Origin of the sequence: Singulisphaera chitinilytica (genome assembly GCF_049331405.1) — a bacterium.
GTDB lineage: Bacteria > Planctomycetota > Planctomycetia > Isosphaerales > Isosphaeraceae > PoT.
Genome location: NZ_CP186274.1, coordinates 7,139,405 through 7,163,988 on the forward strand (window position 1 = coordinate 7,139,405; position 24,584 = coordinate 7,163,988).

A 24,584-nucleotide genomic window follows, 5' to 3' on the forward strand; every position below is an offset into this window, starting at 1 on the left:
AAAGAGGAGCGACATGCCATGGGAATGACTCGCCGCGAGATGCTCTTGGCCGCAGGCGTCGGCCTGCTGGGGACCGGGACCTTGAACCGCGTCCTGGCCGCCGACAAGGGAGCCACGAAGAAAGTCCTCTTCTTCACCAAGAGCTGCACCTTCCAGCACTCGGTCATCGCCCGCGAAGGCGACAAGCTGGCTCACGCCGAGCGGATCCTGACCGAGCTCGGCAAGGAGCACGGCTTCGAGGTCGTCGCCTCGAAGGACGGCCGCCTCTTCGACCCCGACAAGATCGGCGAGTGGGATGCCTTCGCCTTTCAGACGACGGGCGTCCTGACCGAGCCCGGCTCCGATAAGACCCCGCCGATGTCGAAGGACGGCAAGAAGGCCTTGCTCGACGCCATCCGCGACGGCAAAGGCTTTATCGGGATGCACTGCGCCACCGACACCTTCCACAGTGGCCCGGATGGCATCGACCCTTATATCGACATGATCGGCGGCGAGTTCATCATCCACGGCGCCCAGCAGGTCGCCAAGATCGACGTGATCGACCCCGAGTTCCCGGGGGCCAAGGCCTTCGGCACCTCGTTCGAGATCAACGACGAGTGGTACGCGCAGAAGAACCTCGCCGACGACCTACACGTCATCCTCGCCCACGACACCAAGGGGATGACGGGGCTCATGTACGACCGCCCCAATTTCCCCGAAACCTGGGCCCGCGCCTACGGCAAGGGTCGCGTCTTCTACACCTCGATGGGCCACCGCGAAGACGTCTGGGCCAACCCCCTCTACCAGGGCCTTCTCCTCGGCGCCCTCAACTGGGCCACCGGCAAGGTCGAGGTCAACATCGAGCCCAACATCAGCAAGGCGACGCCGGGCTACAAGACGCTCGGCAAGTAAACGGGTCGAGATTAAACATTGCGAAAGCCCCGGCTCGATTCATCGGGCCGGGGCTTTCGTGCTTTTTTGCATACTATTTCACTTCTCGAAAACGACCTCGCCTCCCACGATCGTCATCACGGCCTTGGCCTTGAGCACCTCGAGCGGGCTCACGTTGAAGAGGTCGCGGTCGACGACGGTCAGATCCGCCTGAAACCCGGGCTTCAGGATGCCGACCTCCTTCTCGGTGAACGACGCGTACGAGGCCCCTGCGGTGAAGGCCGTGAGCGTCTCCTCGAGCGACATCTTCTGGTCAGGATGCCAGCCCCCCGAAGGCTGGCCCGACTCGTCCTCGCGGGTCAGTGCGGCATAGATCCCGTAGAAGGGATTCACGACCTCGACCGGGAAATCGGACCCGAAGGCGACCGGCACCTTGCCGTCGAGGAACCATCGCCAGGCATAGGCCCCCTTGACTCGCTCGGGTCCGAGGCGGGCATCGGCCCAGCGCATGTCGTCGATCGCGTGCGAGGGTTGCATCGATGCGATGATCCCCGACTTTGCGAACCGAGCCACATCCTCAGGACGCACGACCTGGGCATGCTCGACCCGGAATCTTGGATCCTTCGCGTTGGGGACCGCCTTGAACGCGGCCTCGAAGGCGTCGAGCACCAGCGCATTCCCGCGGTCACCGATGGCATGAGTCGCGATCTGCCAGCCATGCTTCAGGGCCGCGACCGAGACGTCTTCGAGCTTCTGGGGATCGATCAGGAGCAAACCCTTGTTGCCGGGGTCGTCGCTGTAGTCCTCGTAAAGCAGTCCGCCTCGCGATCCCATCGCACCATCGATGAAAAGCTTGATCGCCCGGAGCTGGAACCTTGCGTTCGGCCTGGGATGAATCGGGCTGTGACTCGCGAGTTTGACTTCCCCCCCTTCGGGGGGCGAGGCCATGCCGTAGACCCGCAGTTTCAAGGTCCCGGCGCGATCCAACTCGCGATAGGCCTCGGCCTTGGTCGCCGAGACCCCTGCGTCGTGGACCCCCGTGACCCCTTCCTTGAAGATGAGAGCTTGCGCCGCCAGGATCTGCCGCTTGAGATCCCCCTTCGAGGTGGGCGGGATTTTCCGGCTGACCATGTCCATCGCGGCATCGATCATGACCCCCGTCGGCTCTCCGTCCTTGCCGAGAAGGATCTGCCCGCCCGAAGGGGCCTTGGCCTCGCGGTTGATGCCGCCTCGCTTCAACGCCTCGGCATTGGCCCAGCCGGCGTGGCCGTCGACCCTCGTGAGCCAGATCGGGCGTGTGGCGGAGATCTTGTCGAGGGGGGCGGAGGTGGGGAACTCACCGCCAGGCCAGAGGCTCTGGTCCCAGTTGCGGCCGATGACCCAGGAATCGCCGGGATGCGCGGCCATCCAGGCCTGGACATGCTCGACGACCTTCTCGACGCTATTCACGCCCCGGAGGTTGATCTCATCGAGTTCGCCGCCGAGGTCCGTGATGTGGCCGTGTGCGTCGATGATCCCCGGCGTGGCGAATGCATCGGGGCGTTCGATGTTCCGCGTGTTGGGGCCGCGGAAGTGCTCGATATCCGCCTTCGAGCCGACCGCCGCGATGACACTCCCACGCGTGGCGATGGCCTCGGCCCAGGGGTTCTCCTTGTCCCCCGTCCAGATCCTCTTGAATGAGAGGATCTGATCGGCCGGGCCGTCGCGATTGAGGCGGAGAGATTTGCCGGGGTAGACCTTCTGCGACTTGCCGTCGGCGATGACGGCCACGCCGTTGACGAACAGATAGGCGACGCCCGTTGCGTACCGCGTCGGATGCTCGAACGTGGCCGCGTCGCGGAAGGTCTTGGGGTCGAAGACGACGAGGTCCGCAACGGCCCCGGGTCGGATCGTCCCGCGATCGGGTAGGTGGAGGATTTCGGCCGGCAGCCCCGAGCAGGATCGCACGGCCTGTTCCAGGCTGATGATCTTGTCGTCGAGTGCGTAGCGGAACTTGCGAGGGAAGGTCCCGTAGGCCCTGGGATGGGGTCGGTCGCCGCCGCCCGGCTGATGGGTTGAGCCGTCGGAGGCGGTCGCGACGAAGTCACTCTTCATGACCTGGCGCACGTCGTCCTCGCTCATCCCGAAACTGATCGCCTGCGCCCCGCCGTGGCGCTGGATGTCGAGGACGACCTCGAGGGGCGTCGTCGCCTCGTTGCGTGCGATGGTGACGAGATCGAGGCCGACGCGATCCGGCCTCTGCTGATAGCGGGCGATCCGGACCGAGGCCCCGCCGTCGCGCTCCTTCAACTCGGCCTCGATCTCGCGACGCAACTCGGCGGCCTTGGCGGGGTCGGCCTCGATGCGGGCGAAGCCCTCCGTGCCCCCCTGCATCGCCCAGTGGGGCACGACCATGGCGCCGAGCTGTGTGCTCGAGGCGACGTAAGGATACTGGTCGGCGGAGACCGCCACGCCCGCCGCGCGGGCCTCGGCGATCTTCTCGCACGCCTGCTTCGTCAGGCCCCAATTGGCTCGCCCCGTCACCTTCAGGTGTGAAATATGCACGGGGACCCCGGCCTCGCGACCGACGGCCAGGGCCTCGTCGATGGAGCCGAGCAAACCGGCACTCTCGTCGCGGATGTGGCTCGCATAAAAGCCACCGTACTTTTTCACGACTCTCGAGAGGGCTGCCAGTTCGTGCACCTGGGCGTATCGGCTCGGGACGTAGATCAGGCCGCTCGAGATCCCCCAGGCTCCGGCCTTCATGCCGCGCTCCACGATCTCGGCCATCCGGTCGAGCTCTTGGGGCGTGGGGATTCGCTCCTCGTTACCCATCACGGCCGAGCGCACGGCGCCGTGGGGGATGAGGTGGATGACGTTCGTGCCCGCGCCATTGGCGTCGATCGCGTCGAGATATTTGGCGACGTCGACGACCCCGCCTCCGCAATTGCCCGTGACGACTGTGGTCACCCCCTGGGCCTGATAGTTCAGATTCCCTTTCAGGGCCGATTTGCTCATGCCGGGGTCGGAGTGGGAATGCAGGTCGATGAAACCGGGGGCGATGACCCATTTTGAGGCGTCGATGACCTTCGCATTCGGGCCCGGCTTGAGGTCGCCGACGGCGACGATCCGATCCCCCTTCAGGGCCACGTCGCCTCGCTTCGAAGGGCCCCCGGTCCCGTCGACGATCAGGCCGTTGTCGAGGAAGACCTCGGCGGGCTCCGACTTCTTGTTCGCCGCCGGCTCGGCCGCGATCAGGGCGCTGAGGAAGCATGCGAGTGTGAAAGCGAGAAGACCTGAGATTCTCATGCTGCGTTCCCTCTCCTCCCTCTTGCCGGGCGAGTTCGATGCTCGATGCTCCAGGGTAACTTGCATGGGGCACAGAGCGTCAGGCTCATGACCCCTGGGTTCGAAAAAATCGAGAACCGAGGGGTCATGCCTTTGATTGCTGGCTTTGGAGGTTCCGTCAGGTCGCTGGCTGCCCAGGTTTGACTTCGGTCACGAGGGGTTGGGGCTTCGCTCCGGTCGACCGACGGGCGCGGAGCCGCTCGCCCAGGGTCAAGCAGGCCGGGAGGAGGATGAGGTTGCCCAACGTACTGCCCGCCGTCGCGATGCCGACCATCGCCCCGAAGTTGGCGAAGGGGGCGAACTCGCTGAACCATAGCGCCGCGAAACCAACAGCGACGGCCAGGCTCGAGAGCAGCACGCCTGGCCCGGTGATCGAGTAGCTGTCGAACAGGCTGACCTCGAATGGCCGTGTGAGCCTCTCCCGGTGGAAGAGCAGCAGGCAATGGAACGTGTCGTCGACGCAGAGCCCGAGCGCGACGCTCGCCACCAGTGCCGTGGCCATATCCAGCTTGATCCCGAGCCAGCCCATCAGGCCCAGCACGAGCGCGACGGCCAGGAGCGTCGGGAAGAGCGCGAGGGCCGCCAGCACCGGCCCCCGGAGCGCGATCGTCAGCATGAGCAGGATGCCCAGCACCGACCACATGAACGTATTCCACTGGGTGACGATGACGGACTCCACCGTCTTCGTCATCAGGTAAGACAGTCCGGTCAGGGACGCCTTGGGCCCGAAGCGCTCCTGGGCCTCGCGCGTGGCGACGTCAAAAATCGCCGCCTTGCGCGGAGCCGGTTGCTGCTCCAGGAGCCGGACGAGCACGCGAGACTCGTGGCTCTCCTCATTCCAGAAGCCTTTCAGCAAGTCCGCCTGAGCCGAGGCGGCGATCAGTTCCAGCTTGGCCTGGAGCGTGCGCGTGGCCGAATCCGGCGGAAGGGCGGCGATCCGGCCGTCGGGGTCGAGCACCGTGGCGAGCGAGATGACGTGCGAGACCCCCTCCTCCTTGGAGACCTCCGTCCCCAGAGACTGGAGCTTCTGGAGGGAACCGACGTCGATCTTCCCTTCGAAGGGCAAGATCAACTCGACGACCCCGATCCCGCCCAGCCGCGATTCCACGCGGTGGTAATCCTTCACGACTCGCGTGTTGGCGCGGAAGAGGTTGATGTAGTTGGACTCATATTTAAGCTTGAAGAGCCCCGCCGAGAGCGGCAGCACGATCACGAAGACGACGGCGATGATGATGCCCGGGTGGCGATACACTCGCTCGATCAGCCGGTTCATCGCGGCGGCGACCCACGAATTCGAGCCGTGGCGGACGGAGATCTCGAGCGGGATGGGCGGGAGCATCGCGATCGGAGAGAGCAGCATCACCAGGACCGCGGCGAGCAGCGTGCACGTGCCGAGGATCGCGCCGAACTGCTTGATCGGTACCACGTCGCTCGTGACGAGCGCCCCGTACCCGATCGCCCCAGTCACCGCGCACCAGAAGATCGGCATCGAGACCGCGGCGAGCGTGCTCCTGGCGGCGCGCCTGGGGTCGGCCTCGTGCCGGCGATCGTCGCGGAAATGGATCGCCAGGTGGCTGGCGGCGGGCATCGTCAGGACGATGATCTGGGCGACGAGCGGTCCCCCCGAGAGCGAGAGTTTGAGGTCGAACGTCGCCAGGGTCGTCTCGGTCGCGAGCCAGACGACCCATCCCGAGAGCATCGGGACGAGTGCCCACCAGAGGCTCCGCACCGCGGAGAGGGTCACGAGGGCGATCAGGATCATCCCCACGACGGCGAGGCGTCGGCCGTCGACCTCGATGCTCGTGAATCCGTCGGCCAGGAGGACGGGCGGGCCGACGAGCGCGGGGCGGCCGAGCTTGTGGCGCTCGCCGAAGGCGTCGGCCTTCTCGCGGAGCAAGGCCACCGTCCGCCTCACGTCATGTTCGGCGGTCTTGGTCAGGCGGACGACGACCGCCGTCGTCGTGCCAGACTCGTCGATCACGGTGCCGCGGAAGAGCGGATGCCGCACGAGGCGAGCCTTGAGGGCTTCGCGCCCCTCAGCGTTGGCTGAGCGGACCGCTCCCCCCACCATCATCGAATTCGAACGGGAGTCGAGGTTCTTGAGGTTACCCCTCGCGGTGCGCAGGGCCAGGTTGCGGGCGATCGATGGCAGGCGGTCGAGCGTCAGGAGGACGTCGTCCACCATCCAGAGAAGCGGCATGGAATCGATCGACTCGACGCGCAGGACGCTGTCAATCTGCTTGGGGCCGACCTCACGGGCCAACTCGGCCACGCGGTCCATGCCCTCCGCGGTGAGGAGCTCGGGATCCTCGTAGGCGACGAAGATGAAGTTGTCGTCGCCGAAGGTCTTCGCCGCGGCCTGGTAGGCCCCCATAACCGGGTCGTCATCCGCGAAGAAGGACTTGATCGACTGCTCGTAGCTGACCCTCTTGCCATAGATGGCCAGGAGGACCAGGGCGCCGACGACGAGTGCGAACGAGATGTAGCGAGCGCGTAGCAAAATTCCGATCACGGTCGATTGATTTCACTCCGTCAAGGGTGCCGCGCACCGGTTCCATCCCCCGGCGTCGGAATCCATTCCGGGCCGATGGGGGACGGGAGGGCCGCCAGGACTCGGTGTCGACCGGGCCGGCGGCCATAAGTGAGAGAGGCCTGGATCGCCCCTCCCCGCTCTGGGATTTCTGTCAGTGAGCGCCGGCGAACGACTTCTTCAAGAGGTCGAACATGCTGTAGCCCGCGACACCACTAATCGCGAAGAACGCGAGCCAGGTCAAGACGTCGCTCAGAAACGCGGGCGCAACCCGCTTGTCCGAGTCACGTTGTTTCAGGTAGAGCGTTGCTCCGGTGATGAGTGGGAGCATCAGCCCTTGCGCCGTCCCGCCGATCTTGATTAGGGCCTGGGGTTCTCGGAAGGCGAAATAGAGGCCGAGAGCCAGCAAGGGGTAGATGACGCAGAAGGCCCTCACGGCGGCCTCACGCTCTTTCGGCGTTTCCTGCCGCCAGAACCCCGTGAGGTTGAGGAAGTCGGCAGTGAGCCGGCTATTCGCGGCCGTGGCGACATAGAGGGTCTTGAACAGCACGGCCCAGGCACCCAGGAGGAAGCCGACGTGCGTCAAGCCTCGCAACGATGCAAGCGAGGTCCCTTCCAGCGGTTGGATGTACATCCGGGAGAGGGTGGGGACCATGTCCGGCCCCTTCGGATCCAGCCCTTGCGGGTGCAGGACCGCCGCGCCGAGGAGATAGAAGGCGACCGTCGCCACGGTGAACACGATCATGCTGAACCAGGCGTCGAGCTGCATCACGCGGATCCAGCCCTTGGCCCGATGGACCCAGGCATCATCCGGGGACCGCTTGCCGGTCGAGCGGGCGTAGCCTTTCTCGATGCACCAATAGGGATAGGCGAAGAGCTCAGAGGCCCCCACGCCGGTGATCCCGAACGCTGAGAAGGCCAGGGCGATCGCCACCGGCGGGACGGCGAAGGTCAGCCCCTTCTCCAGGTCCGCGACCGTGATGTGGAACTTGGTCCACTGCAAGATGACCACGCTGCTGACCGTGAAAGCCGTGACCAGGCCGACCAGGATCGTCGTGATCCGCTCGAGCCGCTTGTAACCGCCCGAGAGCAAGAGGGCGATCGCCGCCACGGTTGTCAGGGTCGCCCAGAAGTATTCCTGCCTCGTGGCGAGGAACGTGTCCCAGCCGGTCCCGAGCTTGCCGGCAGCATGGGCCACGGCGTTCGAGGCATTCGGGAAGGCCATGTGCGCCGCCTGGCCGACCGCCCCTTCCATCGCGGCGATCTGCGCCTGCGTGGCCAGGGTCATGAAGAGCCAGAGCCAGCAGATCCAGGAAGCACCCAGGCGAGGCCCAGGCACCGTGTCGAAGGCGGCCAGCGAGGTCTTGCCGTGGGTGATCGCGTAGCGACCCAGCTCCACCTGAACGAAGACCTTGATCACGCAGCTCAAGAGGATTAGCCAGAGCAGCGTGAAGCCGGCCTTGGCACCGAGGCCGGTTGTATTGATGAGCTCGCCGGTCCCGACGATCGAGGCCGCCAGGATGAGGCCGGGGCCGATCTGCCGGATCGCCTGGAAGAACGTGCGCGGGGGTTCCTTGATCGCGTCGTCTGGCAACGCGTAAGGGTCGTTTTCGGTCGAATTGTTCATGCGCCGCGCGAGTCCGCCTTGGGGAGAGTTACGAGGTCCAAAGCACGAAACCGGACATCGTAAGGGGGGCGAGATCCAGTTTCAAACATCTGGCGCCCGGGACAGGCGGCTTTCCCGGGCGCCTCTCTCCTCCGAATTTGCTCGTCGAGCAAGGTTTATCGCGGCTCGTCGACGCTCGAGGGCCGGGGCAGCGCAACGTGCGGCGCCGGGGGGACCGTGCCGGAACTCGGTCCGTAGAGGACCTCGTTCAGCATCCCCAGGAGCCGCTCCCGGTAGATCGGGAGCGAGAGGCTCTCGGCGCGTTGCCGTGCGACCTCGATGTCATAGGGGCATCCCGCCGCTTCCCAGGCATTCAATGCACCCAGGAGACATTCCGTCGTCTGCTCGGGATAGGTTCGGCCGACCTGGTCGTCGATAGTCTCGGCCACTCCCCCCTGCCCCAACGCGATCACGGGCATCCCGCAGGCGAGGGCCTCGATCGGGACGATGCCGAAATCCTCGTTCCCCGGGAAGATGAGCGCCCGGCATCGTCGATAATGCTCTCGGATCACGTCGTCCGGCTGCCAGCCGAGGAATTTGACCGTCGGCCCGGCGAGGGACTGGAGCCGACGCTCCTCCGTCCCCTTGCCGATGATGATCAACTCCCGGCCCGACTGCGTACAGGCAGCGATCGCCTGCTCGAGCCGCTTGTAGGGCACGAGGGCCGAGACGCAGAGGTAGGCGTTGTTGCGTGGGCCGTCGTCGGGCGTGTAGTAGGCCGTGTCGACGGGCGGGTAGATGACCCGGCTGTCGCGACCGTAGAAGTCGGTGATCCGGCGTTTGATCGTCTCGGAGATCGAGATGAAGTGGCTCACCCGGCTCGACGTCTTCAGATCCCAGCGTCGCATCTGGTTCAGGATGATCCCGGCCGCGGCCCGCTTCAGGGGGCGATCGCGCCAGTCGTCGAGGTAGGCGTCGCGCCCTTGCCAGGCGTAGCGCATGGGGGTGAAGCAGTAGCAGACGTGCGGCACGCCCCGAGGAGGACGCACGGCCTTGGCCACGCAATGGCTCAGGCTGATGACGATGTCCGCGTCCTTGATCTTCCAGCTGCGCGCGGCGAGGGGCATCAGGGGGAGCAGCTTGCGGTAGTGCTGCAGGACCCCGGGGATGCGCTGGAGGTGGGACGTCTTGATCTTCATCGCTTCGATGGTGGGGCTCAAGGCCCCCTTGCGATGGATCAGGGTGTGCAGGGTCGCGTCGGGGAAGGCCTGGCAGAGGACCTCGAGGCACTTCTCGCCGCCGCGCATGCCCGTCAGCCAGTCGTGGACCAACGCGACGCGGAGCCCTGAGAGACGCGAGGATGATGCGCGGACCGACCGTGTGGTAGCACTCTGGACGCTGGCATCCATGCCGGCCTCCTCGTTCGAGTCAGGGGTGGTCCTCCCATCGGATCCCGGAAGGCTTTGCGATCGCTTCCTGCGTCGGCGCGGGGAAGAGTGCGCGCACGATCACCGAGGTTTCATCGGTAGAAAGTCGCCTCCGGGTTCACAAAGGGGGTGCAGATCACGATGGGACGTTGCGAACCCTACCCGAGATCGCCGAATCGGGCAAGTCGGCCTGGCGAGGCCGCCTGCGCCCGGTTTCAGGCCCTCGCGCACAGCAACCGCGGGTGACCCGGAGGCCGGATCCCAGGCGTTTGCATTGGGTGAGTTCAAGGCATGTGTCGGGCTCCGACGTGGCGGTTAGGGCAGGATGGTGATAGGCTAGACGCATCGTCCCCCCAAACATGCCTCGGCTCCTCCCTCGGGTCACAGGTGGAACGGCTCGACTCATGACCAGCGCTTTGACCTCATCCGTCGCCAAGCAATTCCTGACCGAGCTGACCGCCATCGTGGGCGAGGAGAACCTCATCCATCACCACGATGAACTCGTCGTGTACGAGTGCGACGGCTACGTGATCGAGAAGAACATCCCGGACGTTGTCGTCTTCCCGACCTCGACCGAGCATGTCGTCGCCATCGTGAAGATCTGCAACGCCTACAAGATCCCGTTCGTCCCCAGGGGCGCCGGGACGAGCCTGGCGGGGGGGACCCTGGCAGTCGGCGGCGGGGTCATGATCTGCCTGACTCGCATGACAAAAATCCTCGAGATCAACACGAGGGATCGTTATGCGATCGTCGAGCCGGGGGTCGTCAACGTCTGGCTGACGCGGGCGCTGGGGGGTACCGGGTTTCACTACGCCCCCGACCCTTCGAGCCAGGGGGCCTGCACCATCGGCGGGAACGTCGCCACGAACTCGGGCGGGCCGCATACCCTCAAATACGGCGTGACGGTCAACCACGTCCGGGGCGTCGAACTCGTCCTCCCCGACGGCTCGATCGTGAATACGGGTGGCGTCACCGAAGAGAACCCAGGCTACGACCTCACCGGCCTGATCGTCGGGAATGAGGGGACTTTCGGGATCGTGACCAAAGTGACGGTCGGCCTGACCCGCGACCCCGAGGCCGGTCGGACGCTGCTGGGCGTCTTCGACAGCGTCGACTCGGCGACAGAGACGGTCAGCGGCATCATCGCCGCCGGAATCGTGCCCGCGGCTCTCGAGATGCTCGACACGCTCATGATCCAGGCGATCGAGAAGGCATTCCGCTTCGGCTTCCCCACCGACGCCGGGGCGGTCCTGATCATCGAGGTCGACGGCCTCGACGCGGGACTCGATCGCGAGGCCCAGGCGATCGCCGAGATCGTCCACAGCAAGGGGGGCACCGTCGACAAGTCGATCACCTGGCGGACGCGCAAGGAGCCCGAGTACGTCGCCATCTGGAAGAGCCGCAAGTCGGCCTTCGGAGCTATCGGTCGACTCAGCCCGACCTTCTGCACGCAGGACGGTGTCGTGCCCAGGACCAAGCTCCCCCACATCCTCCGCTTCATCACGGCGGTTGGGGAACGCTATAACATCCGGATTGCCAACGTCTTCCACGCAGGGGACGGGAACATCCACCCGATCCTCCTCTTCGACGAGCGCGACCCCGAGCAGGTCGAACGCGTGCTCCAGGCGAGCCACGAGATCCTCGAGGAATGCGTCAACGTCGGCGGGAGCGTGACGGGCGAGCACGGGATCGGCGTCGAGAAGATGGAGTTCATGCCCAAGCTCTTCACGCCGGCCGACCTCGCCGCCATGGTGGCAATCCGCCAGACGTTCAATCCCGAGAACCGCTGCAGCCCCGACAAGATGCTCCCGGTCGGCGGCGGCTGCATCGAGAAGAGCAAGCCGGGCCACCGGGCATCGGCCTGAGCATCGCGCAAATTGGACCTCACGCCAGGCTTGCGGCTGGCACTCGGCTAGCGGTGCCCGCGATTCTCGATTAGCCTGTTGCCTGGGCCGGAGGTCGAACGGCACCGGCCGAGGGCCAGGAGTCGGCCGGGAACGTGCCGCAGCCAAGGCTCCTCGAATCCCCCACCCACCGAACCGACGTCGCCATGACCTCGGTCTCGACCTTGGACCCGCTAGTTGGAGGCGAAGCGCTTTGGCCAAGCGAAACGAACACTCGCGATGGCGGCGACTTCCCCAGGTCTTCCGGTTCGGCGAGCACAAGCTGCCCGACACGAGCCATGAGCCGCAGCGGCTCACCGTGTACTTGCCCTCGTACATCCTCGACGCCGCCGAGATCCAGGCCGCCAAGGCCGAGGTCGACACCGTCCAGGAGTTCTGCGCCAAGCTCCTGTTCGACGCGATCGAGGGGGAGCGGCAACGCGTCGAGGCCTCGGAGATCGCAGCCCGGCAAGGTCTGCTCAAAGGGCTCCAGGCGATCGCAGACGACCCCGAATATCTGGCGGAGTGGAGCGCCCTCGTCGAGACCAAGGGGCGCAACACGCCCGATCAGCCCGCGTTGGAAGAGTCAACGGCCGAAGCCGCCGAAGAGCCCGAGGGTGAGCCCTCCCTGTTCGAGCCCAAGCCGGCTCCCAAGGGGGATCCTGTCGTGCTCACGCCGATTGAAAGATCGAGCGACGCCCTGAGCGAGGCCGAGAGCGTCGTCCTGAGACATGCGGGGCTCGAGTATGACGACCCGCTCGCCTTCCTCCCCTGCCTGCGCCGGGGCCAGTCGGTTTCCGTGAATGAGGTCGCCGACCTTGCCCGTGCCCTGCAACTGCTCGAGGCCGAGTCTCGCGAGGCCTGGACCCTCGACCGCAGGATCATCTTCGCGCTCCATCGGCTCGCGTATGAAGGGCAGATCCTCCATACCGATGCATGGCCGGGTGCCTTCGACCCCTGGACCATCGAGGCCCTCAGGGCCGTGCAGGAGGCCGTCGAACGCATCCTCTCGGGCCAGGACATTCGCTACTCTTCCCCAGACGAATCCAGGGAGAATCCTCGGTGAGTGAGTCTGTGCAACCGGCCGGAACCCGGCTCGGCGATGGCCTGTTCGCCGAGGCCACCGAGCGTCCCGAATCGATCGATGCGCTGAGAGAGGTCGTGACCAGGCGGGCCGCCGAAGGCCGGGCGCTCTATCCCCAGGGCGGAGGCACGGCGCTCGATTATGGCGGGACCCCACGCTCGCCCGGCGTGGCGGTCGACACCCGCGGCCTGAACCGCGTCATCGACTATCCGGCCGCCGACATGACGATCACCTTGGAGGCGGGGATCACCATCGCCAGCCTGAGCCAGGTCCTGCGCGAGCAGCGGCAGCGGCTCCTGATCGACGCCCCTCACCCCGAGCGGGCCACGCTCGGCGGGATCTACGCGACGAACGCCAACGGCTCCAGGCGCTACGGGGCCGGCTCGCCCCGCGATCAGATCATAGGGGTTGGGTTCGTCACGTCTGACGGCGAGGTCGTCAAGGGAGGCGGGCGGGTCGTCAAGAATGTCGCCGGCTACGACTTCCCCAAGCTGATCACCGGCTCGATGGGGACGCTCGGCATCATCAGCCACATGACCCTCGCGGTCCGTCCCATGCCCGAGGCCTCCGCGCTCGTCTGGGCACCGATCCCCTCGCCCGATCGGCTCGAGTCGATCCTCGAGGCCCTGAACACGTCCGGGACGAGGCCGATCGCCCTCGATGTGCTCAACCGGGGCGGGGCGATGCAGGTCGGCGGAGCGCTCGGGATGCCCCAGGGGGATTGCGTGCTCGTCCTCGGTTTCGAGGACAACGACGCGGCGGTTGCCTGGTCGCTGGAACGCCTCAAGGACGAGCTGGTCGGGATCGACTTCGCAACGAAGCGGCAGAACGACTCCGAGTCCCTCTGGTTGGCCCTGACCGCATTCCAGTCGGAGGAACTCGGCCCCGTCAGCTTCGTGGCCAATCTCCGCAGATCCAGCGTCGCCGAGTTCGTCGCGGGCCTCGACCCCGAGCACTGGGCCGTGCAGGCTCACGCCGGCAACGGCATCGTCCGGGCCCACGCCTTGACGAGCCGGGACCGGGAGGCGTTCAAGCGAGACATCGATTATTGGCGTGCCAGGGCCGTCCGAGACGGCGGGAACCTGATCCTGTCACGCTGCCCGGCCGAATGGAAGCCAAGCTTGAAGGTCTGGGGCGAGCCGAGGGGCGACTGGGGCCTGATGGAACGCCTGAAACAGTCCCTCGACCCCAAAGCGATCATGAATCCGGGGCGATTCGTCGGTACAATTTAACACTGTCCTGCCAGACCATTGTTCACCGCCCGATGAGCCGAGGATGCTGAAAGGCGCCGAGCCTCTCCCTTTCGAGGAGGGGTTAGGCGCAGGCCGATCCATCGACGATCATCGGAGAGACTCTTGGGATCTCCTCCTCATGGCCATCGCGACCGCGGCAACAGCGTCGGACAAGGAACAGGCTGACCCCTCGCCGGCACGAATGGTCGACCTGGATTGGCTCTCGAGCAAGATCGAGTATCGCCTCTACCAGGAGTGCGTCCACTGCGGGCTCTGCACGGCGAGCTGTCCCACGTACATCGAGACCCGCAACGAGAACGACAGCCCCCGAGGGCGGATCTACCTGATGCGTGCCGTGGCCGACGGCCGGCTCGGCCTCAGCCCGGAGGTCCGCAACCACCTCGAGCTCTGCCTCGACTGTCGGGCGTGCGAGTCGGCCTGCCCCTCGGGCGTGAAGTATGGCCGGATCATCGAGCCCTTCAAGGTCGCCATGGAACGCTCGGCCAAGGACGTCCCGGGCTCCAAGTCGAGCCTCCTGCAGAAGCTGATCCTCCACCACCTCTTCCCCTACGCGAGCCGGGTCAAGCTCGCCTTGGCCCCTGCCCGCATCCTCCAGCGTTTCGGTCTGATCGACTGGACCGAGAAGGTCGGCCTGACGAAGCTGCTCCCCCCGACCCTGCGGCGGCTCCAGGCCATGCTGCCTCGCCTGAAGGGGACGGGCTTCAGCAAGCTGCCCGAGACCTTGCCGCCGATCGGGCCCAAGCGGGCGAGGGTCGGCCTCTTCCTCGGCTGCGTCGCCGACGCGATGTTCCCTGAGACGAATGCAGCGACCGCCCGCGTCCTCCAGCAGAACGGCTGCGAGGTCGTCATCCCCCGCAGTCAGGCCTGCTGCGGCGCGATCCACTATCACTCGGGAGCCGAGGAGCCCGCGGTCGAACTCGCCCGCAAGAACATGGAGGCGTTCAAGCCCGACGAGTTCGACGCCATCATCGTCAACGCCGCCGGCTGCGGGGCGATGCTCAAGGAATACGGCCACCTGCTGCCCAAGGCCGACCACGAGGCGGGCGAACGGTTCTCGGCCAAGGTCAAGGACATCTCCGAGTTCCTCGTCGCCCTCGGCCCGATCGCGCCGACGAACCCCCTGCCCCAGACGGTGACATATCACGACGCCTGCCACCTCTGCCACGGCCAGCAGATCCGATCGCAGCCGAGGCAGTTGCTCTCCCTGATCCCGGGCCTCGAGCTCAAGCCGCTCGAGGAGAGCGAGATCTGCTGCGGCGCGGCGGGGACGTACAACCTCACGCAGCCCGAGATGTCGCAGCGACTCGGCCGCCGCAAGGCCCAGCATCTGCAAGCGACGGGGGCCGATACGGTCGCCACCGGCAACGTCGGCTGCATCCTCCAGATCGCCCGCCAGCTCAAGGAAGCCGGGAGCCCCATGCAGGTCGCCCACCCCGTCGACCTGCTCGACCAGGCCTATCGCGGCAAGGCCCCCAAGGCCTGATGACTGGCTGCCGCCTCACTCCGAGGAGTCGAGGCGGCGGATGACCCCGTCAATCAGCTTGCCGAGCTTCGGCGTCGCTTCCTTGCCGGCCTCGAGGACTTCCTCGTGGCTGATCGGGTTCTCCGAGATCCCGGCCGCCGCGTTCGTCACGAGCGCGAAGCCGAGCACGTCCATCCCGGCGTGCCGTGCCACGATGGCCTCGGGCACGGTCGACATGCCCACGACGTCGGCCCCCAGGGTCCGCAGCATGCGGATCTCCGAGGGGGTCTCGTAGCTCGGCCCCGGCAGACATGCATAGACGCCCGCCGCCAGGGGGAGTCGCTGGCGGTGGGCCTCGTCGTGCGCGAGGGACTGGAGCTTCGAACAATAGACCGAGGTCATGTCGGGGAACCTGATCCCCAGCTTCGAATCATACGGGCCCCGGAGCGGGTTCACTCCAAGCATGTTGATGTGATCCGAAAGGCAGACGAGCATCCCTGGATAATGCGAGGGGCGGATCCCCCCCGTCGCCGCGGTCAGGATGAGCGTCTTCACGCCGAGGCACTGGAGCACCCGGATCGGGAACGTCACCGATTCGAGCTCGTGCCCCTCGTAGTAGTGGAAACGACCCTGGAGGAAGATCGCTCTGACCTTGGGGGTCGCCACGAAGACCATGTTCCCGGCGTGGCCCTCGACCGTCGGCTTCGGGAAGTGCGGCAGGTCGGCATAAGGGATCGCCAGGCGGTCGGGATAGTCCTCCACGAGCTTGCCGAGGCCGGAGCCGAGCACGACGGCCGTCTTCGGCAGCTCGGGCACCGACTTGCGGATGGCCTCCGCGCATTCGTGGGCCCGCTCGTAGATCGAGGCTTGGTTCGTCATAGAAGGATCCCCGCGATGCAGGCCGAGAGGAAGTTGGCGAGCGTACCGGCCACGAGCGCCCGGAAGCCGAGACGAGCCAGGTCGGCGCGACGTTCGGGGGCCAGCGTACCGATCCCGCCAAGTTGGATGCCGATCGAGCTGAGGTTCGCGAACCCGCACAAGGCATAAGTGGCGATCGTGAACGAGCGCGGGGTGATCTGCGATTTCAAGGTCCCGAGCTCGGTGAAGGCGATCAACTCGTTCAACACCGTCCGCGTGCCGAGCAGGCCGCCGACCTCGGCCGCGTCGGCCCAGGGGACGCCCAGCATGTAGGCCACGGGGGCGAGGACGGTCCCCAGCAACGACTCGAGCGATTGGTGGACCTGCGCCAGGCCGAGGTTGATCAGCGAGATGATGCTGATGAACGCGATGAGCATCGCGCCGATGTTGAGCGCGAGGTGCAGCCCGTCGCGAGTCCCTCTCGAGACGGCATCGAGCAGGTTGGCGTCGGGACGTTCGTCGGTCGTGCTTACCGTGCCGAGGGTCTCGGGCCGTTCGGTCTCGGGGACCATGATCTTCGAGAGCAGGATGGTCCCGGGAGCCGTCATGATGACGGCGGTGAGGATGTGGCGGGGCTCGATCCCGGCCGCGAAGTACGCTACCATCACGCCCCCCGAGACGTGCGCCATGCCCGAGGTCATCACGGTTAGCAGTTCGGAATTCGTCAGCCTGGCGAGATAGGGGCGGATCGTCAAGGGTGCCTCGGTCTGGCCGAGGAAGAGTGAGGCCGCGATGTTCAACGACTCGGCGCCGCTGGTCCCCATGATCCGCACCATGATCCAGCCGATTCCGCGCACGACCCATTGCATGATGCCGATGTGATACAGCGAGGCAAACAAGGCCGCCACGAAGATCACCGCGGGCAGGACGCGGAAGGCGAAGACGAACCCCGCGGGGCCGTCCGACCTCGTGAGCTGGCTGCCGAAGACGAACTCGGCCCCCTTATCGGAGCAGGCCAGTACCCTCTCCACCGCCTTGCCCGTGTGCCTCAGGACCGCCTCGCCCGCCGGGACCCGGAGGACCAGGAGCGCGAAGATCCACTGGAGCACCAGCCCCCAGAAGACGACCCGACGCGAGACCATCTGGGGATGGCTCGACATCGCCCCGGCGATTCCAAGTATGATCAAGATTCCGAACCCGCATCGGACTCGGTCGAAGATACGTTGCGACTGTTCGTCGTCCGGCATCCGTAGCGAGAGTTTCCGACCGCCGAGCTCGAACTCGTAGATCTCGTTGACCTCGATCTTGTCGACCCGCTGAATCTCCACCTGCGGCTTCGGGGACTCCTCACCTTTCGCCGCGCCGGCGGCCCCCGGCTTTTTCGGATCCGCCTGACGCTCGACGGCCGATGGCGCGGGAGTTGGTGCCGCCCCGGCGCTTGCGGGGAACCAGAGGCCCAGGAGGAGCCACAAGATGGGACGTACCGGCCGTTTCATCGCGTGAGGGGCTCCTAGACCTGGAGTCTCGGGGTGCGAGCGAGGGGCGCGATCGTGGAGAGGCCCGGAGAGTGTATCCACGGCCGACGGGGAATTCCCAGGGAGCCCCCTCAGATTCGTTCGACGACGAGCGGCTCGCGCGGGGGCTCGAAGTCGCCGATGAGGTAGGCGTTGCGGATCAGTTCCACGGCGCCTTCCCGGTGCGACTCGTCGTTGATGAGGACCGTGCAGAGAGGCTCCCCCTTCTCCACGACGTCGCCCGTCTTGCGATGGAGGATCACCCCGACGGCCGGGTCGATCACGGAGTCGACGCGGTGCCGGCCGGCCCCCAGCAGCATCGACGCGTGACCGATCGGGCGTGCTTTGAGCGACTGCACGTATCCGGAGCAAGGAGCAGGGATCTGGTGCTTGATCCTGGCCTGGGCCAGGCGTGACGGGTCGTCGATGACGCGAGGATCTCCCCCCTGTACCTCGACGACCTTCCGGAATTTCTCGAGGGCCGAGCCGTCCGCGATCACCTTGCGGCAACGGTGTCTCGCCTCTTCGACATGCCCCGCGAGTTCGGCCATGACCACCATCTCGGCGGCCAACTCGACGGAGAGGTCGACCAGGTCGGCCGGACCCTCTCCTCGGAGGCAGGCCACCGATTCGGTGACCTCCACGGCGTTCCCAACGGCCTTCCCCAGCGGCTGATCCATCCGGGTGATCAGAGCCTGGACACGCTTCCCGAGGTCCCGACCGATGTTGCACATCGTCTGGGCCAGGATCCTGGAGTCCTCCAGGCGTTCGATGTAGGCCCCGTTCCCCGTCTTGACGTCGAGGACCAGGCCGTCGATGCCCTCGGCCAGCTTCTTGGACATGATCGAGGCCGATATCAGGGGGATCGACTCGACCGTCGCCGTGGCGTCTCGGAGGGCATACAGATGCTTGTCCGCCGGCGCAATCTCGGCCGTCTGCCCGATCAGGACGAGGCCGCACTCGTGGAGCACCGAGCGATACTCCGCGAGATCCAGGTTGGTGCGGAAGCCTGGGATCGAATCCAGTTTATCGAGCGTGCCCCCCGCATGCCCGAGGCCCCGGCCGGAGACCATCGGCACCGGCACGCCGACCGCCGCGGCGATCGGAGCCAGGATCAAGGATGTCTTGTCCCCGACGCCCCCGGTGCTGTGCTTGTCGACCTTGAGGCCGGGAGTTTCGGAGAGGTCGACGATCGATCCGGAACGCATCATCGCGTCCGTCAGCGCGACGATCTCCGCCTCGTTCATACCTCGCCAGATGACCGCCATCAGCAGCGCCGACCATTGGTAGTCGGGGATCTCGTGCGTGGCGATCCCCTCGACCATGCGGTCGATCTCGGCCTTCGTGAGCTCCCGCCCTTCACGTTTCTTGCGGATGATATCCACGGCGCGCATGACGCGAGATCTCCCGTTGTCGAGCGGCCATCATCGTCCGGCCGCTCCGCCCAATCCCGACCCAGCCTGATCTTTACCAGGGCTGGCGAACCCTCGCCCTGAAGTTCGAACGAAAACTATCGGCCCCTGATATTACGGTAGCCTATCGAACCGGCGCTGGAAATGGAGGGGACCGGTCAGAATCATGGGTATTCAATGTGATGATTTCGTGAATCGTGCGTCGGTCCCAAGTCCACGGTCCTGATCGAGATTCATAAGCGGTCCTCCGAATCGAGTGATCATTTCATGGAGCGAGGAGACACTTGACGAGGTTAATGTGGGCCAGAGGTCATCCATCACGAGCACGACACGGTGTCTCAACGCGTGGAATTCAAAGCTTCGCGAGGAAACGAAAGCTCAGGACGACGCTCGCCATCATGCCGCCCATCATGACCGCCAGGCAGATCCAGGTGTAGGCGAGCACATTGATGGGAAAGGGATAGAGGATGGTGCAGGTCGCGATCGTCACGACGCCGGTGACCAGGAGACATTTGCCGGCGTACGCGTTGGATTCATACCAGATCGCGCGGTCCGAGAGCGTCTTCTGGACCCTGAAACCGTACAGAGGGTTTGGTGCAACCTTGCGCCGGATCAAGGGGATGGAGAGGGCGACCAGGAGCAGGCCCGAGGCCACGTAGAGGACCAGGATGATCGTCATGAGTTGCTCCACGCGACTCCCCTTCCGGCCAAGGATCCGGCGCAAACCAGTCGGCGTCGCGCGATGAGTCATCAGTGAGACGTGGCGAATTGGCGATCGCCGGCGTCGCCGAGGCCTGGGACGATGTAGCCATGCTCGTTGAGATGGTCGTCGACGGCACCGACGTGGATCGCCACGTCGGGCATGGCGTCGCTCAGGAGCTTGATGCCCTCGGGGGCGGCGATCAGTGAGATCAGCTTGATCCGCGTGATGCCCACCTCCTTGAGGATCTGGCAGGCGTGCAGGGCCGAGCCTCCCGTGGCCAGCATCGGGTCGACGAGCAGGGCGACGCTGATTTTCGAGTTCGAGGGGAGACGGCGATAATACTCCATTGGCTTGAGCGTCTGCTCATCTCGGTAGAGCCCGACGTGCCAGATTTCAGCGTGCGGGATGAGCTCCAGGATCCCGTCGACCATGCCGAGCCCCGCTCGAAGGATCGGCACGATGCCGATGATCTCGGAGACCTTATTTACGGGGCAACTCGCCAGGGGGGTCATCACCTCGGCCTGGCTCGACTTCAGGTCGGCGGTCGCCTCCTGCGCCAGCATCGAGGCCAGGATGCGCACAAGCCTGCGGAATTCAGGGGGCGTCGTGCTCGCATCCCGGAGGGCGGCGGTGTGGTGCTGGACGAGGGGATGCCTGGATGGGAAGACCAGCGACAACGGAAACTCCTCTCGGGAGACGTTTGAGGAACAGACGAGCACTGTTCGGATCCAATCGCCTTATCCGTCACGACTTTACATGAGACGGGTGTCCGATATTTCACAGATCGTACCCGAACCGAGGTGGGTTCCAAGGTTCCTGATCCTGCAATTTTTGCGGAAGATAAGGAACGGAAGGAGAGCCCGTCTTGCCGACACAACTCCACTGACGTACATTGAGTTAGGCTCGAATTGGAATCGAGTCCGGTGATGGGACCCGAGGAAGGTAGGCCGCGATGCCGCTCCAATTCTCCGTTCTCGCCAGCGGCTCGCAGGGGAATTCCTCCCTCGTGCAGGTCGGTGGGACCGGGACGCTGATCGACTTCGGGCTGGGCCCGCGCGCCATCGCGAAGCGACTCGAGAGCGTCGGATCTTCCTGGGAGCGAATCAGTTCAGCCTTCCTGACTCATACCCACGGCGACCACCTTTCCAACGACAGCCTCATGCGGATGGCGAAGGGCAGGATCCCGCTCTATTGCCACGAGGGGCACATCCGGGGCCTTAGCCATCGCTCGGGCTTCCAGGCACTGGCGGAAGCCGGCCTCATCCGGCACTATGATGAGAGGCCACTACTCACCCCGACCGGCCTGCGGGTCGAGCCCGTCGAGCTCCGGCACGACGGCGGCCCGACCTACGGCTTTCGGATCGAGGCGAAGCTCAAACCCAGGACCCGGTCCGTCGCCCTCGGTTACCTCGCCGACACGGGGAGCTGGTCGAGTCAGATGGTGGATACGCTGACGGAGGTCGATCTGCTGGGCGTCGAGTTCAACCACGATGTGGAGATGCAGCTCCGGTCGCCCCGGCACCGCTCGCTGATCGCCCGCAACCTCGGCGATCGAGGGCACCTGTCGAACGAACAGGGGGCCGACTTCATCGAGGCCGTGCTCGACCGATCGGCCCGCAATTCCGTCCGACATGTGGTGCTATTACACCTGAGCCAACAATGTAACGATCCGGATCTGGCCTTGAAGGTGGCGCGTCGGGCCGTGCGGGGCAAAGGGAGCCGCATCACGGTCCACGCGGCTCGCCAGAGTTCGCCCCACCCCAACATCCTGCTCGAGCCCTCGCGTCGGCGGTCGGCGGTGCCGAGTCAGCCCAAGGCCACGTCCCTGCCTCTCTTCGAAGCGTTCACCCTGGGGTTCTGATCTCGTGCCGGCGTACTTTGCCAGTGATGTCCACCTCAGACTCGACCACCCGGAGCGGGCCAGGCGTTTCGCCCGCTGGGTCGATTCGCTCGAGGGCTCGGATTCGCTCACGATCGTGGGCGACCTCTGCGACTTCTGGCTCGCCTCGCGCCAGCTCCGCGAGGCCTCGGAGCGTTGCGAGGGCCTGAAGGCCTTGCGAGACTTCCGCGCCCGAGGCGGCGACCTGACGATCCTGCCGGGCAACCACGACCACTGGCTCGGCCGCTTCTTCCACGAATCCATCGGCGCACGATATATCGAGGAGCCGTATGAGGTCGAAGTCTACGGCCTCCGCCTTCATATCTCGCACGGCCATCGCCTGGTACTAAGCCGGATCTGGAAGCGCTGGATGGAAGGGGCGTCGTTCTACTACGCCTTCAGCCACTGCCCGAGCCTCGTGGCCAACCGACTCGACCACCTACTCGAAGGGTTCAACAACCGGCGGCGAGGCGTCGACAACGAGCGGCTCCTGGCGCTCTTCCGGGGATTTGTCGCCTCGCGAGAGAACACCGACATCGTCATCTTCGGCCATGTTCATCAGACGGTCGACGAGAAGCTCGACTCCACCCGCATGATCGTCCTCGGCGGCTGGCATGAGGGAACCAGCTACCTCAAGATCGACGAGTCTGGCGCGAACCTCATCATCGCCTCCAAGGCCGCGTCCATCCCCTGGTGATGGCGAATTCCCCCCCCCGAAAATCCCTCGCCACCACGAATCGCATCCCGGGCCAATCGCCGCCCCATACCCCGACCCGACCGATCCCCGCACCTTCGCCGACTCCCACGGATGCAGGCCGAGTTGCCCATTATTGACCTCGAGGATTGAGAGACTGAGCCATGCCGAAGTTCGACCATCACCTTCACACCAACCGGCACTCGCCTGACAGCTCGATCGATCCGCTCGACCTCATCGAGCGGGCTTATGAAATCGGCCTCGACGGGGTCGTGATCACCGAGCACGACTACCAGTGGGAAGCCGACGAACTGGCCGAGCTCGCCTCGCAGGCGAAGGGGCTCCACGTCTTCTCCGGCGCCGAGATCTCGGCGCGCGAGGGGCACTTCCTCGTCTACGGCCTCCCCTCACTCAAGGAAGCCCCGGCCGGGATCACGGTGGCTGAACTTGTCGCGGTCGTGAGGCGTCACGGGGCGGCTATCGTCGCGGCGCATCCGTACCGCTGGGATCAGCCCTTCGGCGAAATCGTCGAAAAGGTCGGCCCGGTCTTCGACGCGATCGAGCTGGTCAGCAACAACGTGACACCCGACACACGCGCCAGGGCCGAGGAGCTTCTACAACACAGGCCGATGGGTCGGACGGGCTCGAGCGACGGCCACGAGATCAATGCAGTCGGTTGCTACTACACGGAATTCCCCCAGCCGATCACGACGATGGCCGAGTTTGTCGCCGCCCTGCAATCGCGCCAGGGACGGCCTCGACATCGCGCCGGGGCCTGGCAAACCAGCGGCCCCGTGAGCTGAGAAGACGGCTGCCCGCGAGGCTATCGGCCATCGGCAAGACCGCCCGTGCTCAATTCAGTTTTTGCGTGCGGGTCAGTGCCTCGATCGAGAGCCTGGCCTGCATGGCTTGCGCCACGGCCTTCTTCAAGAGGTTCGACCAGCGGTTGCGGAACTCACGCCAGGTGTCGTTCGTCACCGGGCGATCGAAGAGGTGGGCAACGAGCTCGCGGACGCGCTTGAAGTCGGCCTCGGTCGGCGGACCGGCGAGCTTGGATTTGGTCGAGTCGAGCATCTCCAGGTGCCTGGGGAGCTCGACCGCGTCGTTCCGCCCGAAGTTGGGGTCGGCGATGTTCAGGTAGGGCCAGCCCATTTTCGGCCTTCGATATGGTCCCGGGCCGTCGATTGCGCTGGACCTCGCCTTGCCGTTGGAAACGGCCATGGCCCGCAAGCGGACGACCTGGCTGTAATAGAACTCGACCTGCGCCAGGATCCGCACGGTCTGGTCGGCGGCCTCGAGCTGTCGCTGGGCCGCGAGGATCTTGGCCTGGATGCGATCCTCGACCCGGTTATCCCGGACCTGGGCGATGCCGCTCGAGACCAGGATCAGCCCCGCAAGTATTCCCGTGACGGGGGCGACGAGGCCCTTCATGAGCCTGAGCAGCGGCTGGTGCCCGAGTCCGATGAGCGCACCCATGATCGCGCCCCCGGCGTGGCCCCAGTTGTCGATGATGGGCAGGACGACCCCGAGGAACGCGGTGAAGCCCAGGATGCCGACCATCTGGCTCCGGAGGTAGTCGCCGTTACGGGTCTTCATGCGCCAGCCGACGACCGCCGCGAGCGCGACGAGCCCGAGGACCACCGTCGAGCCGCCCCCCGAGTGCATCATCAGGTTGAGCCCGAGGGCCCGCCGGAAGAGCGCCGAGAGGATATTGCCCCCGCCGCCGATCAGCGCGTAGATGGTCACGAAGAGCCAGGAGCCGTACCACTCCTCGACGAGGCCGCCGAGCTGATACAGGCCGTAGAGATTCAATCCGATGTGCAATAAATTATAATGGACGAACGTGCAAGTGATGGCGCGCCAGATCTCGCCGTGGAAGAGCTCGTACGCGGTGAGGTCGCCGTAGCGATGGGCGGGGGTGAAGTTGCCGTAGAGGATCTGCTTGAACGACGGATGGGGGGTGTTGTAGAGGTAGTCGCCCAGCATGAGGACGAAGACCGCGATCCAGGCGACGCCCAGGGTCGTGCTGGCCGGGAATTCGCGGAATTCGTCGATGATGCGGCGGATGATGTTCTTCATTCG

General features: G+C 65.6%; 18 protein-coding genes. 8 read left to right on the forward strand and 10 right to left on the reverse strand.

Going from position 1 to position 24,584, the window contains the following annotated elements; all coding sequences use genetic code 11:
* The first annotated feature begins 18 nt into the window (after nucleotides 1–18).
* Nucleotides 19–891, forward strand: coding sequence for a ThuA domain-containing protein (locus ACOYYX_RS27925; RefSeq protein WP_422925816.1), 873 nt, complete (start codon nucleotides 19–21; stop codon nucleotides 889–891).
* A gap of 78 nt (nucleotides 892–969) precedes the next feature.
* Here ACOYYX_RS27925 and ACOYYX_RS27930 read toward each other — a convergent pair whose 3' ends face one another.
* From ACOYYX_RS27930 to ACOYYX_RS27945, 4 genes are all read right to left on the reverse strand, one after another.
* Nucleotides 970–4,158: an amidohydrolase family protein gene (locus ACOYYX_RS27930; RefSeq protein WP_422925818.1), complete on the reverse strand. Its 3,189-nt coding sequence runs from the start codon at nucleotides 4,156–4,158 to the stop codon at nucleotides 970–972.
* 157 nt (nucleotides 4,159–4,315) lie between these two features.
* The gene (locus ACOYYX_RS27935) at nucleotides 4,316–6,709 is read right to left on the reverse strand and encodes an efflux RND transporter permease subunit (RefSeq protein WP_422925820.1); all 2,394 of its coding nucleotides are present in this window, start codon (nucleotides 6,707–6,709) and stop codon (nucleotides 4,316–4,318) included.
* 172 nt (nucleotides 6,710–6,881) lie between these two features.
* On the reverse strand, nucleotides 6,882–8,354 hold the full coding sequence (locus ACOYYX_RS27940) for an Nramp family divalent metal transporter (protein WP_422925822.1): 1,473 nt from the start codon (nucleotides 8,352–8,354) through the stop codon (nucleotides 6,882–6,884).
* Nucleotides 8,355–8,509: 155 nt separating this feature from the next.
* Nucleotides 8,510–9,742 carry a glycosyltransferase gene (locus tag ACOYYX_RS27945; protein ID WP_422925824.1) on the reverse strand — a complete coding sequence of 411 codons (1,233 nt, stop codon included), beginning with the start codon at nucleotides 9,740–9,742 and terminating at the stop codon, nucleotides 8,510–8,512.
* Between the two features lie 422 nt (nucleotides 9,743–10,164).
* Between ACOYYX_RS27945 and ACOYYX_RS27950 the strand changes: the two genes are divergently transcribed.
* From ACOYYX_RS27950 to ACOYYX_RS27965, 4 genes are all read left to right on the forward strand, one after another.
* A complete protein-coding gene (locus ACOYYX_RS27950) occupies nucleotides 10,165–11,625 on the forward strand; it encodes an FAD-binding oxidoreductase (protein WP_422925826.1) in 1,461 nt (486 codons plus the stop codon).
* Nucleotides 11,626–11,857: 232 nt separating this feature from the next.
* Nucleotides 11,858–12,709, forward strand: a complete 852-nt coding sequence (locus ACOYYX_RS27955) for a hypothetical protein (RefSeq protein WP_422925828.1) — start codon at nucleotides 11,858–11,860, stop codon at nucleotides 12,707–12,709.
* On the forward strand, nucleotides 12,706–13,959 hold the full coding sequence (locus tag ACOYYX_RS27960; protein ID WP_422925830.1) for an FAD-binding oxidoreductase: 1,254 nt from the start codon (nucleotides 12,706–12,708) through the stop codon (nucleotides 13,957–13,959). The genes ACOYYX_RS27955 and ACOYYX_RS27960 overlap by 4 nt, the downstream gene beginning before the upstream one ends.
* A gap of 139 nt (nucleotides 13,960–14,098) precedes the next feature.
* Entirely contained in the window at nucleotides 14,099–15,463 is a 1,365-nt protein-coding gene (locus ACOYYX_RS27965) for a (Fe-S)-binding protein (protein ID WP_422925832.1), read from the forward strand.
* 15 nt (nucleotides 15,464–15,478) lie between these two features.
* Here the strand turns inward: ACOYYX_RS27965 and ACOYYX_RS27970 are convergent, their stop codons facing one another.
* The 5 genes from ACOYYX_RS27970 to upp all read right to left on the reverse strand — a co-directional run bounded on the left by ACOYYX_RS27970 (nucleotide 15,479) and on the right by upp (nucleotide 20,606).
* Nucleotides 15,479–16,321: a purine-nucleoside phosphorylase gene (locus tag ACOYYX_RS27970; RefSeq protein WP_422925834.1), complete on the reverse strand. Its 843-nt coding sequence runs from the start codon at nucleotides 16,319–16,321 to the stop codon at nucleotides 15,479–15,481.
* The gene (locus tag ACOYYX_RS27975; RefSeq protein ID WP_422925836.1) at nucleotides 16,318–17,796 is read right to left on the reverse strand and encodes a NupC/NupG family nucleoside CNT transporter; all 1,479 of its coding nucleotides are present in this window, start codon (nucleotides 17,794–17,796) and stop codon (nucleotides 16,318–16,320) included. Before ACOYYX_RS27975 ends, ACOYYX_RS27970 begins: the two co-directional genes overlap by 4 nt.
* 110 nt (nucleotides 17,797–17,906) lie before the next feature.
* Nucleotides 17,907–19,208 carry a thymidine phosphorylase gene (locus ACOYYX_RS27980; protein WP_422925838.1) on the reverse strand — a complete coding sequence of 434 codons (1,302 nt, stop codon included), beginning with the start codon at nucleotides 19,206–19,208 and terminating at the stop codon, nucleotides 17,907–17,909.
* A gap of 370 nt (nucleotides 19,209–19,578) precedes the next feature.
* Nucleotides 19,579–19,905 carry an SdpI family protein gene (locus ACOYYX_RS27985; protein ID WP_422925840.1) on the reverse strand — a complete coding sequence of 109 codons (327 nt, stop codon included), beginning with the start codon at nucleotides 19,903–19,905 and terminating at the stop codon, nucleotides 19,579–19,581.
* Between the two features lie 71 nt (nucleotides 19,906–19,976).
* Nucleotides 19,977–20,606, reverse strand: a complete 630-nt coding sequence (gene upp / locus ACOYYX_RS27990; RefSeq protein ID WP_422925842.1) for a uracil phosphoribosyltransferase — start codon at nucleotides 20,604–20,606, stop codon at nucleotides 19,977–19,979.
* A 275-nt stretch (nucleotides 20,607–20,881) separates the two neighbouring features.
* Here upp and ACOYYX_RS27995 point away from each other — a divergent pair, with 275 nt between their 5' ends.
* The 3 genes from ACOYYX_RS27995 to ACOYYX_RS28005 all read left to right on the forward strand — a co-directional run bounded on the left by ACOYYX_RS27995 (nucleotide 20,882) and on the right by ACOYYX_RS28005 (nucleotide 23,305).
* On the forward strand, nucleotides 20,882–21,790 hold the full coding sequence (locus ACOYYX_RS27995; protein ID WP_422925844.1) for an MBL fold metallo-hydrolase: 909 nt from the start codon (nucleotides 20,882–20,884) through the stop codon (nucleotides 21,788–21,790).
* Nucleotides 21,791–21,794: 4 nt separating this feature from the next.
* On the forward strand, nucleotides 21,795–22,505 hold the full coding sequence (locus ACOYYX_RS28000) for a UDP-2,3-diacylglucosamine diphosphatase (RefSeq protein WP_422925846.1): 711 nt from the start codon (nucleotides 21,795–21,797) through the stop codon (nucleotides 22,503–22,505).
* A 161-nt stretch (nucleotides 22,506–22,666) separates the two neighbouring features.
* Complete coding sequence (locus ACOYYX_RS28005) at nucleotides 22,667–23,305, forward strand: PHP-associated domain-containing protein (RefSeq protein ID WP_422925848.1); 639 nt, start codon at nucleotides 22,667–22,669, stop codon at nucleotides 23,303–23,305.
* A gap of 49 nt (nucleotides 23,306–23,354) precedes the next feature.
* Here the strand turns inward: ACOYYX_RS28005 and ACOYYX_RS28010 are convergent, their stop codons facing one another.
* Nucleotides 23,355–24,581 (reverse strand): rhomboid family intramembrane serine protease, encoded by a 1,227-nt coding sequence (locus tag ACOYYX_RS28010; RefSeq protein ID WP_422925850.1) that lies wholly within the window; start codon nucleotides 24,579–24,581, stop codon nucleotides 23,355–23,357.
* Nucleotides 24,582–24,584: the final 3 nt, after the last annotated feature.